A 13820-nucleotide genomic window follows, 5' to 3' on the forward strand; every position below is an offset into this window, starting at 1 on the left:
AAAATATGAGAATGGAGCGCAAAGCCTACAAGTTGAGTGTTATACCAATCGTATTAAATATCTGTTCATTCAGCGGGAGTTCAACGCGCTTTAGACAAGGCGAAGGCTTGAAGGCATAGTGGTGCTCTGCCGAAAGCCTTAAACGCAGTATAAAGCACGTTGCCATGTAGTGAACATCAGCCGCCCTTCGGGAGCCACACAGGCATCCCACTCCGGTGTTGCATTGACTTAAAAGGGAATGACCATTTCTGCGTCAATGCGCCTTGGATTGAAATGCCTGTGAGGCTCTGAACTGATTAGATATTTAATGTGATTGGTATGAAAGCAAGATGAAGAGAGTGGCAAGTAGGGTGTAGGATTGTGGTGGTAACAAAAAGGCGCCGTAGCGCCTTTTCGTTTATAGAAGGTGAAATGCTAGCGCTTACAGCTCCATCACGCCGTCCATTTCAACTTGAGAATCCTTCGGCAATTGCTTCACGCCGATAGCAGCACGGGCTGGGTATGGCTGGCTGAAGTAACGGCTCATGATTTCATTCACTTTAGCGAAGTGGCTTAAATCAATCAGGAAGATGTTGAGCTTAACGATATCGTTGATTGAACCACCCGCAGCAGTACAAACCGCCGTCAGGTTTTCAAATATTTGCACGACTTGCGCTTCAAAATCATCGCTGACAATTTGCATTGTGCTTGGCACGAGCGGGATCTGGCCAGATAAATACACTGTGCTGCCGACTTTAACCGCTTGTGAATACGTGCCTATGGCCGCTGGGGCGTTTTCGGTTGCTATGATGATTTTTTCTGCCATGACGCTCTCTTTAGTGTTGAGTTAATTAACGATTACGGGATGTGCGCAGTACTTCGGGCAGTACCCTAATTCGGCGCATCACGTTGGCTAAATGGATCCTGTCTTTCACTGAAATCCGCAGGTTGATCAAATACACGCGACCATCACGTTCTTCAGTACTGAGGTTGTGAATGTTTGAACCTTCGGCGGCAATGATCGAGGTGATCTTCGCCAGTGCACCTTGGTGGTTAACAATTTCCACCCGCAGATTGGCTTGGTAATCAACGCCTTCAACATTATCCCATTGTACGGGAATATATTTGTCTGGCTCGCCTTGATAACCACGAATATTGGCGCAGTTTTCCATGTGTACCACTAAGCCCTTACCTTGGCTCACGTGCGCTATCACGGCATCACCTGGGATGGGGCGGCAACAGTTAGCGAAGGTAACGAGCATGCCTTCGGCGCCACGAATTGGCATCATGTGGCCGTCGCGACTTTCTTGATTCTCAAGATTATCGCCAATCAAACGCTGGGCGATAACAATACTCATGGCATTGCCAAGGCCGATGTCGGCGAGCAGCGAATCGAGCGTCGTATGTTTAGTATCGCGGATCACTTTTTCAATCTGCTCAGGCGCAATGCTGTCGAGTTTAGTTTTGCCTAGCGCATGGTTGAGCAGGCGGCGACCGAGTGCAATCGCATCATCACCTTTAAGGCTTTTCAGCACTTGGCGGATTTTAGCGCGAGCTTTACCGGTTACCACAAAGTTCAGCCAAGCGGCATTAGGACGTGCGCCTTTAGCCGTAATGATTTCAACGGTTTGGCCTGAAATTAACGGTTGGCTAAGCGGATACGCTTGGCGGTTAACACGGGCGCCGACGCAAGTATTACCCACGTCCGTATGCACTTCGTAGGCAAAGTCTACCGCGGTGGCATTGACGGGTAATTCCAGAATGCGACCTTCAGGGGTGAACACATAAATCTCTTCAGGGAAGAGTTCAGTCTTCACGTTTTCAACGAATTCGAATGAGGTACTAGCGCTTTGTTGTAACTCCAACAAGCTTTGCATCCACTTACGGGCACGCACTTGAGTCGTCGTGCCTTGGCCTGTTTGCGCACCGCCTTTGTAGGCCCAGTGTGCGGCAACCCCTTTGTCGGCCATCTGGTCCATATCTTCGGTACGAATTTGGATCTCAACGGGCACGCCGTGTGGACCAAATAAAGAGGTATGGAGTGACTGATAACCGTTGGCTTTAGGGATAGCGATATAATCTTTGAAACGACCGGGACGAGGTTTGTACAGTCCGTGCATGGCGCCGAGTACGCGATAACAAGTGTCGATGGAATCGACTATCACCCTAAAGGCGTAAATATCCATCACTTCTTGGAATTGCAGCTCTTTACTCTGCATCTTGTTATAGATGGAGTAGAGGTTTTTCTCGCGACCTTTAACTTTCCCTGGAATACCTGCATCGTTTAAGCGCGTATACACAGCGGCTTCAATGCCTTGGATCAATTCTTTGCGATTGCCACGGGCGGCTTTAACGACTTCTTTAAGCACCCGATATCGCATTGGATAATAAGCTTGGAAACCTAAGTCTTCTAACTCTGTCTTGATGTTATGGATACCGAGACGGTTAGCGATGGGCGCGTAGATTTCTAAGGTTTCGCGGGCGATACGGCGACGTTTGTCGGGACGCAGTGCGCCTAAGGTACGCATGTTGTGGGTTCTATCGGCAAGCTTGATGAGGATAACGCGGATATCCTGCGTCATCGCCATCATCATTTTACGGAAGTTTTCAGCCTGGGCTTCTTTCTTGTCGCGAAATTTAAGCTTATCGAGTTTTGATACGCCTTCGACGAGTTCGGCCACCGCGACACCGAATAGTTCGGCTAAATCGTCTTTGGTGACATGGGTATCTTCGATGGTGTCATGGAGCAGTGCTGCCATCAGCGTCTCATGATCAAGACGCATGTCAGCAAGGATGCGGGCAACCGCAACCGGATGAGTAATATAAGGTTCGCCACTCGTGCGCATTTGCCCTTCGTGGGCATCGCGCGCAATCTGGTACGCCTGCTTGAGCAATTCTACCTGTTCAGGTTCTAAGTAACCGGAAGCAGACTCCTTTAGACCTTCAAACAGATACAAGTGGCAGCTCTCCTTTTACCTAAATAGGTTTTTACTCAAAAACTATAATGAACGACCTTCAGCAATGGCTGCAACCGCTGCAATTTCAGCGGCTTCACGTTCACGTACCGTTTGACGTTCATCGGCATCTAAGGTGTGAGCATTAACTAAACCTAGTTCGATTTCACGCAGGGCGATAACCGTGGGTTTGTCGTTCATCTCTTCAACCATAGGGTCTTTACCCTGCACGGCGATTTGGCGAGCACGACGCGCCGCAACCAAGATCATATCAAAACGGTTGCCGATTTGTTCTACGGCGTCTTCTACAGTTACGCGAGCCATGTGTTGAAACTCCAGTTTATCTAGGGAAAAAATGACGCAAAATTGTACACTATGACAGCTATCCTGCCAACAGATCGTGAAGCATATCATTTTGCGCGTGGATCTGACTAGCACCTGTTAAGCGCTGACTGCGAATGATGGCACGCAAATCGGCTAAGGCAGTGTCAAAATCGTCGTTGACGATAATAAAATCATATTCTTTATAGTGGGACATTTCCGATACGGCTTGTGCCATACGGCTGGCGATAACATCGCTACTGTCTTGTCCGCGACCTGTGAGGCGGCGCTCTAGCTCGGCTTTAGAGGGTGGTAGAATAAACACACCAACGGCTTCTGGCATCACGGCTTTAACTTGTTCGGCACCTTGCCAGTCGATATCGAGGAAAACATCGATACCTTGGGTGAGCGTATGCTCGATCACATGGCGCGAGGTACCATAGTAATTGCCAAACACTTCTGCCCATTCAAAAAAGGCATTTTCAGCAATTAAGGCTTTGAATTGCTCAACATTAACGAAGTGATAGTGTTGACCATCAACTTCACCTGGGCGTGGTGCGCGGGTGGTATGAGATACCGAAACCTGCATGTCGGCTGGCTTGTCTTTAAGCAAGGCTGAAATCAACGAGGATTTACCTGCGCCACTTGGCGCCGACACAATAAATAAATTTCCGCGTGCGGTCATGAGCTAAATATCCAATGGGTTAACGCAAGAAGGGCCCAGAAAGCCGAGTATTATACCGATTTTGACCATAGAAATACTAGGGCTTGTTGGCTGGCAATTTAAGCCTATTTTAGATTTACTTCGATATTATGTGCATTTTTATCCGACTTGGGTCGTAGGCACTGACAATTGCGGGTAAATTGGTTACGCTCGTGCGAATAAGGCAATGAGTGTCTTTTTGTATCTCGTTTTTACAACAATAAAGGAAGGGTCGTGCTGTTAAAATCTCTTTTCTGCCTTCACGGGCGTGATTCTCGTCCCCGTTTTGTCGCAATCAGTGTTGGCGTTTACGTCTGTATTGCATTTGCCGCCGCTGCTTTTGGGGCTAATTTTCTGATGTATTTGCTGGCATTGTTGGGTCTACCTTTATTAGGGCTCACCAGCTTGCGTCGTTTGGCCGATGCCGATAAGTCAAAAGGCTTGATTGGCGTATTTCTATTGCCGTTAATAATTTTCATCGGCCTGTTAGCGGCCGATGTGCATATTGCCTTAATTGGATTGAGTTTAGTGTTAGCCGCGGGACTGACATTTTGGGGCTGGCGCTTTCCTGCACCAACGATAGTGGATTATCGCTACGGTTATTTCGGTCCTGAGCTGGATGCACCAACATCACAGGCAATGCCTAGGCGCCGTGTGGAACCGACTATCGTTCCTAAAACCATTGCACCTAAAACCATAGATCCTAAAATCGTAGATCCTAAAACTATAGACCCTAAAGCCATGGCATCTAAAACTGCCATAGATCCTAACATCATTGACCCTAAACCTATTGTTGCTCAAGACGTTGCCGTAAGACAATCGGCAAAATCTACCTCTCATATTCAAGCACAACCTCAAGCTGAAAGGCATGAACCACATGTTGAGCAGCTTCATGCCCAAACCATTAGTGCTGAGACTGTGTCTGAGCCAGAGGTCGATTTATCGACCCATGTTGAATCTGTTTTAACATCGCCGAGGGTTGAGCCGAGTGTTAGCGCGGCGGAGGCAGAGCGAGAAGCGTTGCGTCAAGATGAGCTGCGCTTTGATGCGTTAACTCGAATGACGCAGAATCCTGCCGATTTTGTGATACCAGACAGCCATGCAGATTTCCGTCCTGCTAATACTAGCCGCGTTGAACAGACCCACATTGAGTTGGTCGATGTCGATGTGGACAATGTTGATTTGAAACATGTCGACTTTACTGCGGCGCAATTAGATCCTGCCGAGCGTAGTGCTGAACCCGGTTGGCGTTTTACCGCCGAAGAAGATGACGAGCCTGACAGCTTTAACGATAGAGATCATGCCGAAGAAGTGCGTCAGCGCCGCGCCGAAGCAAAAGATTCTGGTTCGATGACTGAGCTATTTCGCGGTTTATTTGAGTTTTTGGCGCCACTAAAGCGTTTCTTGGTGTTGCCTAAGATTAAACTGCCGAAAGTGGAACGCCGTTATTGGCGCCCAGCAGGAATTGGCTGTGGTGTGGTGCTCTTGATTGCCTTGGTGTGGGGCCTTTGGCCAAATGGCGACTCTGAGACAGGTGATGGTGCAGAAGTTGTAACAGTTAACGCGATTGCGCCCTATGCGGGTGAGCGGGTGACGCTCGCGTTACCCGACGGTTTTTCTGTGGCGCTGGAGGATGACATCTTGATCATGCGTTGGCTCGGTGAGAAAGGTAAAGCACAAAACCTGTGGTCCTTAGCGACGGCAAAGGGAGATAAAACTTGCAGCGTCTTATCCTTTAACAATGGCACTGACTATCGCCCTGTGACTGTGGATCTGAAAGCGGATTCCGCTTCAGAGGCGCGATTCTCACCACTCGACACTCAGGCCATCATTATTGATCTCGCCCGTCGAGGTAATATTAGCCTGTGTGGTTATAAGTTCAGTCTTAAGGGCAGCCAAGCGATATTGGAACAAAATCGCACCTTTGGCGATTATATTGCTCGTTAAAAAAGTCTGCAGCTAAGTCGATAAAAATTCTGCTTAAATGCTAGTCACAATTAGAGGGGTAGATTACACTTTTGCTCCTCTTTTTCTCAAACCGTACTTTAGGTTGTTTAGGTCGCTGCGGTTTGGGGAAACACCTTTAAATTTGAACTGAATATATCAATCCAGCATGAATACAGAATTGACCTTAGTCATTATGGCTGCGGGGCTAGGTAGTCGTTTCGGCGGCGATAAGCAATTGGCGGCACTCGGCCCCGCGGGTGAACCCATGTTGGTGCTATCAATCATGTCGGCCATTCGCAGTGGTTTTCAGCGTGCTGTGCTGGTGATCCGCCCAGAGTTAGAAAGTGAATTAACTGAGATCCTGACACGATTTTTGCCAGCCGATTTTGAATATCATTTTTGCTATCAAGTCTTAACGGATTTACCCGAAACGGCGCAGTTGGCGGATCTTAGCCACAGGCTTAAACCTTGGGGCACGGCCCATGCACTCTGGAGTGCGCGCCATCTCGTTAAAGGGCCAATGGCCGTTATCAATGCCGATGATTTTTATGGTGATAGTGCTTTTGCTTCCTTAGCCAAAGGCTTAAGCACGAGGCCAACTGAGTGGATGATGGTGGCCTATCCCATAGAACTCACGTTGTCGGAGTACGGTGGCGTTAACCGTGGTTTGTGTCAGGTTGAAAATGGTCTGCTTAAATCGGTCGCCGAATGGCTTAATATCGCCGAGCAAGCAGGCCACTTAATGGGTGATGGCCCGCAGGGTCATGCTAATTTGCCGGCGCAGTCCTTGGTCTCTATGACATGCTGGGGCTTCTCCCCAAACATATTTGATGTTATTAAACGTGAATTAACCGAATTTATCGGGCAACAGGGTCAACAACCTAAGTCTGAATGCTATTTACCCGCCATAGTACAAGCGGGAATTGAGCAAGGTTTGCCTGTGTATGTCGATGTTGCCTGTGAGCCATGGCTTGGCGTGACTTATCCGCAGGACACTGTCTGGGTAAAACAAAAATTAACGGAGTTATTGAGTGATTAAACTCATCAGGCAGTCAGTGTTGCCTCATTTTGGTATTGAATCTGCCGAGGCGAAAATTTCTGCCCTCGGTAATGGCCACATTAATGACACCCTTTTAGTGCGCTGGCCTGCGGGCGAATTGGTATTGCAGCGAATTAACACTGAGGTATTTAAAACACCCAACGCTTTGGTCTGCAATGCCGATAAAATTAGCCATCATTTATGCGCTAAGTCATTGCAGCAACAATACGGCCTTAAAGTTGTTAGCCCATGTTTAACCCAAGAGGGTGAGCTGGCTATCGATTTAGGCGAGCAAGGATTTTGGCGCGCGATCAGTTACTTGCCTCATAGTCTCAGCATTGAAGTGGTTAAGTCGGAACAAGAAGCGGAAATGGCGGCTAAGGCCTTTGGGCATTTTGCCTCAGCCTTGAGTGATTTTGATGCGACAGAGCTTGAAGATGTGATCCCTCAATTTCACCATCTACCGGGACGCATGGCCTTACTAAAGCATGCCGCTGAACTCGATAGTCAACATCGCTTAGCGCTCTGCCGTCATTGGGTTGATTACGCGTTATCTCAGCAGGCTTTGCTGGATGAACTTGCAGAAATATCGCCAAAGCTGCCGCTACGAATTTGTCATAACGACACTAAAATCAATAACATGCTTTTTGATAAACGCGACATGTCCAGCATGGCGATTATCGATTTAGATACCTGCATGAAAGGTCATCTGATGTATGACTTTGGCGACATGGTACGCACTTTCTGCTCGCCAGAGGAGGAAGACTCTACGGCCTTGGATAAAGTCCAAGTGCGCCAAGACATCTTCGCCGCGATTTGCCGTGGCTACTTGAGCGAGTTGGGTGACGTTTTAACGGAAGACGAAAAACGTAGTCTATGGCTCGGCGCGCGGGTGATTTGTTTGATGATAGGCGTGCGTTTTTTAACGGATTATCTTAACGGTGATGTGTATTTCCATATTCACCGCGAAGGCCACAATCTGGACCGCGCCGCCAATCAGTTTACCCTGTACCAAAGCTTGCTCGACCAAGAGACTGTGCTTAAAGCTAATTTCTAATTCAGCGCTTGGATATCTGTGTATTGGTATCTGTGTACTGATCCAATGTTAAAGCGTGTAGTCGAAAAACTTACGGCTTTGTGGGCCTGCGCTATTGGTGTTGACCTTGTTGGGGTGTTTATATTCGCCCCAACTTGCCACGTTGCGGCCCACGTTAAGTTTAGGGAAACTCAGTGGCTCGCTTAAACCTAATGTAACATCGCTATTCTTCGCGTTTGCTTCCATTCCCAAAAATTGCAGTAACTGACTCAAGCTTCCCGCATGGCTAACATCGATTGAAATAAAGTCTTCCCGCCCACTAAAGTAAGCGAACACTTCTTGCTGATGCTTTTGATAACAAGCAATTAAGTGCTCACTGCTGGCAGGTTCCGCCACTTTATCTATGGCGAAAGTATGCCTAAAACTGCGCTTTAATATTGGATGGAAGCGGCCCGTTTTTTCATCCAAATGGGGCGCCATTTTACCAAATAACATCTGCATCGAAGGCAACCAAGTATTGATATCGCGGTCGAGATAGACAAACACAGCCTCGGGAAATAATAAATCCAACTGCTGATAATCGCTGAAACAAGGTGTGTCAGACACTGCATCGGCCAGCATAAATGCCTGTTTAGTAAAGGCCATGTGCGCCACTTTTAGCCCTTGCTCCAATAGCGCCACACTCACACTCGTGGTGCCCGTGCGTGGCAAACCTATGATAAAGACCTTCTGCTTTTTCACCTTTATCTGTTCGTCACTGAGCGCATTCGACTGGGCTGGATGCATTGTATCTGGCGTAGCAATCTGTGAATTACCAGTAGGTTGAACATTGCCGATACGCTGTGCATTAGCAGTACATTGTACGTGAGTAGAGGTTGGTGAATTGTTGGTGTTATCAGGCATAGGTTAGGCTCAGAATGTGTATCAGTGGTGCGGTAAAGCCGTAAGTTATCACCTCGGCGTTTCATATTGGCGTGTCAAATCAGCGGCGGCAGTATATCTCAGCGCGAAGGTTTTGTCGGTGGCTATACATATTTGTCGGTGGCTATACATAAAAGTCACGCGCAACGCCAATGCACCACAGTAAAGGCGCCACTAAGTTGTATGATAGCTGCACTGTAGCTGCACAATAATAGCAAGTGGCTGACCGCAAGGCTTAGAAACAGAGCTCCCGGATTACCAACAAGGCTCATTTTCCTGCATTGGATAGCCATATTGGTATTGATGAGGCGATTATTAGTGCTATTCGACTCATAAAATGAGGCGAATAGGTTTGTTAATCGCCTCATTATGTGAGTAGAATGGGCTTGTTATTCGACTCATGGGGTAGATATGTGGATTTGGCAGCAAGCCGATTGGCCTAAGTTTCATTGGAACACCAGCAGCATTGATGCCTTGCTGCGTCAGGTCTATTTCAATCAGGGCCAGTTGCTTGGCAAGCAAATGCTAAGTCACGACGATAGCTTATTAACTTCAGACGCTGCACTCGACACCTTACTCGCTAACATTATCCATTCCAGTGCCATCGAAGGTGAAACGCTCAATGCGGCTTCGGTGCGCTCATCCTTAGCTAAAAAACTCGGCGTGACTGAAGACAAACCGTATCCGACAACAGCACAAACCGATGGTTTAGCTGACATTATGCTCGATGCCTTAAAAAATTTAGAGACTGAATTAACCCTCGAACGGATATTGGGCTGGCACAAGCAGTTATTTCCGCAGGGTTATACACTGTTTAACCCCGTTATTGGCGGAACACTGCTTGGCGATACACCTATGCAGGTTGTCTCAGGCCGGATTGATAAACCAACGGTACATTTTGAAGTACCCTCTAGAGCGTCATTGGATGCTGAACTCTCGCAGTTTATCGAATGGTTTAATGCATCACGGCAAGAGCTGGGTTTAGATCCGCTTATCCGCGCGGCGATAACTCACCTTTGGTTTGTGACGCTGCATCCGCTTGATGATGGCAATGGGCGCATCACTCGCCTATTGACCGATTTGGCCTTGGCACAAGCGGAGAAACGCTCGATTCGTTTTTACGCTATGTCGGTCAGTATTCTTGCCCGTCGCCAAGCCTACTATGACATTTTAGAGTCCACTCAAAGGGGTGATGTCGATATTACTCCTTGGTTAGTCTGGTTTTTTGAAACCCTCAATGGCTGCTTACTCAATGCGATGGCAGATGTGAGCAGAACACTGTCGAAAACTCAGTATTGGCAAAGTGTCGACCAATCTTTATTGAGTCAGGAGCAAGCTAAAGTGCTCAATCGGATGTTAGATGGCGATTTTGAATTAGGGATTAATAGTAGCCAGTATCAAAAAGTCGCAAAGGTGAGCCGCGCCACCGCCACCCGTCATCTTGCGCAAATGGTCGAGCAAGGCTTTTTAGCTAAAGCCGCCGCTGGCGGCCGCAGTACGAGGTACTTATTGCAGAGTGGAAAATAGAGGCAAGTTTACCTTTGTGGTGGTGCTCAATGATCACTTGCCGAACATCTTTCCCGTGTGTAATGACGGCCTTTATCGTAAGTAATCGATTAGTTTAAAGCCTAGGCTGTATTAACGTACTATCGCAAAGGATAAAGCCATCACACAAATCGCAATTTGAATCAAATTGTTATGTGATATATTCGCTACAACTTTGATTGTTAGTCTTGGGGCATATCTGGCTATGGAACAGGTCGGGATTTATGAAAAGCTTATTACTCAACTCGTTGAGCAGCGCTTAGATAAGGACATATTTTTTGTTGGAGAAAGGAAGCTAGAAGTTGCTGAGGCAAGTATTTGGCTCTCGCGTTTTCTGACTAAAGTAATTGAATATGTGATTAATTCAGTTCCCGCCGATGAAAACCAAATCTTCAATCAAATCAGTTTGGCTAACCGGTTAGTGATGTGGCTCAAAGAGCACATTAACGATGATGATTTTATTAATGAAAATCTTATCGATAGCCAAGGTCGAATACTCAAGGCTCTTTTTAACAAACAAAACCCGATAGCGACTGACTTACCTAAATATACGGCCGCCATATTTCCATTAACGGGGCTGACTCAGAGCGAGCTTTTTTGCGGGAGTAATGCGGGATTATCACTTGAAAGTGAGCTTAAGCGTGAGATCCGCTCTTCGGATAAAATCTATTGGCTGGTGTCATTTATCAAGTGGGCGGGGATTCGCATCTTCAAGCATGAACTTGAGGAATTTACACGCAGTGGTAAAGAGTTACGCATCATCACGACATCTTATATGGGCGCGACTGATGCTAAAGCCGTCGAGTTTCTAGCTGGTTTACCTAATACCCAAGTTAAATTAAGTTACAACACTAAGCGTGAAAGGCTGCATGCAAAGTCCTATTTATTTCTACGAAATACGGGTTTTCATACCGGCTATATCGGTTCTTCAAATTTATCGCATTCGGCATTGACCAGTGGGCTTGAGTGGAACCTTAAGATCACCACCCAAGAAATTCCCCACATCATTGAGAAATCACTCAGTACATTTGAAACTTACTGGGAATCGAACGAATTTGAGCTTTTTAGCGGTGATGCGAACAGTAAAGAAAAGTTAAACAATGCGTTGAAAGAAGCGAAAGGCAGTGGTACTGAATCGAGCTCATTTCATTTTGACATTAAGCCGTTTGCGCATCAGCGAGAAATCCTCGAACAGCTTGCAGTAGAGCGAAGCGTTCATGGCCGTTTTAAAAATCTCATCGTCGCGGCAACAGGCACGGGTAAGACGATTATATCTGCGTTCGATTTCGCGCAGTTTTATAAGCAGTATCCAGAAGCCAATTTTCTATTTGTTGCCCATAGGCAAGAAATTTTACAGCAAGCCCTCAGTGCTTATCGCGGTGTGTTAAAGAATAATCAATTTGGCGAGCTATGGGTGGCAGAGCATCAACCTAATAGTTACAAACACTTATTTGCATCAATCCAAAGCTTGAATCTGCAACTTGATAACCTGCCATTAGCGGCTGATTTTTATGATTATATTGTGATTGATGAAGTCCATCATGTTGCTGCGAGCAGTTATCGTGGGCTATTAGCTCATTTTGAGCCGACTATTTTACTTGGGCTCACGGCAACCCCTGAACGGCATGATGGTGTCGATATTCTGGCTGACTTCTGCGGTGTCATTGCCGCTGAAATACGTTTACCCGAAGCTATTAATCAAAGGCATTTATGTCCATTTCAATATTTTGCGATCGACGATAACACCGACCTTAGCAAGTTAAATTGGAGCCGTGGTCGTTATGACATCGCTGAGCTGAGCAATTTATATACTCACAATGAACAGCGCGTGACGCGCATTATTCGCAGCCTAGCTGAAACCGTAACTGATATAGACAATATCAAGGCGTTAGCCTTTTGTGTAACCAAGGAACACGCCGAATACATGGCGAAGAAGTTCAATTTGGCTGGGATCAGCGCCGATGTGCTGACCAGTGATAATAGCTCTGAACGGCAACAAAAGCGGCAGAGCTTGGTCAGTGGCAAATTATCCATTTTGTGTGTGGTGGATATTTTTAACGAAGGTGTCGACATTCCAGAAGTGGATACCTTGTTGTTTTTACGGCCAACGGAAAGCTTGACCATATTCCTGCAGCAACTTGGCCGTGGCTTGCGTCTCACCGATGATAAGCAGTGCTGCACAATATTAGATTTTGTCGGAAATTCACGTGATGAATATGATTTCTCGCAAAAATTTAGAGCATTAGTCGGTAAAACGAATCAGTCGATAAAAGATGAAATTCTCAATGACTTTCCGCATCTACCGCTAGGGTGTCGAATTGAGCTTGAGGAAAAAGCGCAGTCAATGATTTTGCGTAATATTAGCCGCGCAACGCTCAATGCCAATCGATTAACCAGTCTAATAGCAAGCTTTAAACATCAGACTAACTTGCCGCTCACGCTAGGTAATTTTTTACACCTTAACCCGCAAGTGACCTTGGAAGATGTTTATCGAATAAAGATTAATGGCCAATGTGGATGGACTTTATTAGTCGAGGCTGTTCAGGGTAATCAAATTGCTGAACCTACTGCGCAGTCCGATTTAGCCAAGGCTTATTATCGTGCGATAAACTTTCATTTACTCAGTTGTACTTCACTATCCTATTTAATCTTTATCAAACAGTTATGCCAAAATAATTTTGTATTTGACGGACTAGATCCTATTCAAAATCAGTTTGCTTTGATGTGCCACTACAACTTTTGGGATAAATCAGGTACGGCTTTAAACGTTAAAAGTTTAACAGCTAGCTTGCTGATGCTACGCAACAAGCCATTACAGGAAGAGTTATTGGCTGTATTGGCGATACTGATCAACCGGATACACCATCAAGAAATGGATTTGGAATTACTCCAACCCACAGCGTTGAAAGTGCACTCTCGTTATACCCGTGAGCAAATTTTAGCGGCGATAGGAGCAAGCACATTTACAGCTAAATCGCCTTCTCGGGAGGGTGTGCTTGCGATTAATGAGCAAAACCTTGAGTGTTTATTTGTCACATTAAATAAATCGGAGAAGCAGTTTTCACCGACAACCATGTATCACGACTATGCCATTAGCGAACATCTATTCCACTGGCAATCGCAAAATAGCGCACGGCCAGAACGAGGTAGGGGTTTAAGTTATATTGAGCAACAAAAGCTGGGGAAAACCGTGCTGTTGTTTGTTCGAGAGCAATCAAAAGATGAAAATGGCCGCACTATGGGATTCGTGAATTTTGGCAAAGTGCATTATGTCAGCCATAACGGTTCACAACCCATGAATGTCACATGGCGATTAGAACAGCCAATCCCTGATGTAATGTGGCATGACGCGGCTAAACTGGCAGTGGGCTAGGT

At 46.5% G+C, this 13820-nt stretch carries 10 protein-coding genes; 5 read left to right on the forward strand and 5 right to left on the reverse strand.

Annotated features, from left to right (window positions below):
- Positions 1-421: 421 nt before the first annotated feature.
- Genes ridA through gmk form a run of 4 tightly spaced genes read right to left on the reverse strand, consistent with a single transcriptional unit; the run spans position 422 to position 3939 of the window.
- Complete coding sequence (gene ridA / locus RA178_RS01955; RefSeq protein WP_306684304.1) at positions 422-805, reverse strand: deaminase RidA; 384 nt, start codon at positions 803-805, stop codon at positions 422-424.
- Positions 806-830: 25 nt separating this feature from the next.
- Positions 831-2936: a bifunctional GTP diphosphokinase/guanosine-3',5'-bis pyrophosphate 3'-pyrophosphohydrolase gene (gene spoT / locus RA178_RS01960; RefSeq protein WP_105251161.1), complete on the reverse strand. Its 2106-nt coding sequence runs from the start codon at positions 2934-2936 to the stop codon at positions 831-833.
- Between the two features lie 42 nt (positions 2937-2978).
- Entirely contained in the window at positions 2979-3257 is a 279-nt protein-coding gene (rpoZ, locus tag RA178_RS01965) for a DNA-directed RNA polymerase subunit omega (protein WP_007651394.1), read from the reverse strand.
- 58 nt (positions 3258-3315) lie between these two features.
- Complete coding sequence (gene gmk, locus RA178_RS01970) at positions 3316-3939, reverse strand: guanylate kinase (RefSeq protein WP_105251162.1); 624 nt, start codon at positions 3937-3939, stop codon at positions 3316-3318.
- Positions 3940-4191: 252 nt separating this feature from the next.
- Here gmk and RA178_RS01975 point away from each other — a divergent pair, with 252 nt between their 5' ends.
- From RA178_RS01975 to RA178_RS01985, 3 genes are all read left to right on the forward strand, one after another.
- Positions 4192-5904: a hypothetical protein gene (locus tag RA178_RS01975; RefSeq protein ID WP_306684305.1), complete on the forward strand. Its 1713-nt coding sequence runs from the start codon at positions 4192-4194 to the stop codon at positions 5902-5904.
- Positions 5905-6070: 166 nt separating this feature from the next.
- The gene (locus RA178_RS01980) at positions 6071-6943 is read left to right on the forward strand and encodes a nucleotidyltransferase family protein (RefSeq protein ID WP_306684306.1); all 873 of its coding nucleotides are present in this window, start codon (positions 6071-6073) and stop codon (positions 6941-6943) included.
- Positions 6936-8000 carry a phosphotransferase enzyme family protein gene (locus RA178_RS01985; protein WP_306684307.1) on the forward strand — a complete coding sequence of 355 codons (1065 nt, stop codon included), beginning with the start codon at positions 6936-6938 and terminating at the stop codon, positions 7998-8000. Before RA178_RS01980 ends, RA178_RS01985 begins: the two co-directional genes overlap by 8 nt.
- A gap of 48 nt (positions 8001-8048) precedes the next feature.
- On the opposite strand, the gene RA178_RS01990 is transcribed toward RA178_RS01985, so the two are convergent.
- Positions 8049-8882: a sulfotransferase gene (locus RA178_RS01990; protein WP_286992986.1), complete on the reverse strand. Its 834-nt coding sequence runs from the start codon at positions 8880-8882 to the stop codon at positions 8049-8051.
- A 429-nt stretch (positions 8883-9311) separates the two neighbouring features.
- Here RA178_RS01990 and RA178_RS01995 point away from each other — a divergent pair, with 429 nt between their 5' ends.
- Together RA178_RS01995 and RA178_RS02000 are read left to right on the forward strand one after the other, a co-directional pair.
- Positions 9312-10427, forward strand: coding sequence for a Fic family protein (locus tag RA178_RS01995; RefSeq protein ID WP_306684308.1), 1116 nt, complete (start codon positions 9312-9314; stop codon positions 10425-10427).
- Positions 10428-10650: 223 nt separating this feature from the next.
- Positions 10651-13818, forward strand: coding sequence for a DUF3427 domain-containing protein (locus RA178_RS02000; protein WP_131523990.1), 3168 nt, complete (start codon positions 10651-10653; stop codon positions 13816-13818).
- The last annotated feature ends 2 nt before the right edge of the window (positions 13819-13820 follow it).

The sequence above is a fragment of the Shewanella oncorhynchi genome (assembly GCF_030848765.1).
GTDB classification, from domain to species: Bacteria; Pseudomonadota; Gammaproteobacteria; order Enterobacterales; family Shewanellaceae; genus Shewanella; species Shewanella oncorhynchi.

Coding starts and splice junctions, on each gene's coding strand:
- ridA (WP_306684304.1), bottom strand. CDS start 805: ATGGCAGAAAAAATCATCATAGCAACCGAAAACGCCCCAGCGGCCATA.
- rpoZ (WP_007651394.1), bottom strand. CDS start 3,257: ATGGCTCGCGTAACTGTAGAAGACGCCGTAGAACAAATCGGCAACCGT.
- gmk (WP_105251162.1), bottom strand. CDS start 3,939: ATGACCGCACGCGGAAATTTATTTATTGTGTCGGCGCCAAGTGGCGCA.
- RA178_RS01980 (WP_306684306.1), top strand. CDS start 6,071: ATGAATACAGAATTGACCTTAGTCATTATGGCTGCGGGGCTAGGTAGT.
- RA178_RS01990 (WP_286992986.1), bottom strand. CDS start 8,882: ATGCCTGATAACACCAACAATTCACCAACCTCTACTCACGTACAATGT.
- RA178_RS01995 (WP_306684308.1), top strand. CDS start 9,312: ATGTGGATTTGGCAGCAAGCCGATTGGCCTAAGTTTCATTGGAACACC.
- RA178_RS02000 (WP_131523990.1), top strand. CDS start 10,651: ATGGAACAGGTCGGGATTTATGAAAAGCTTATTACTCAACTCGTTGAG.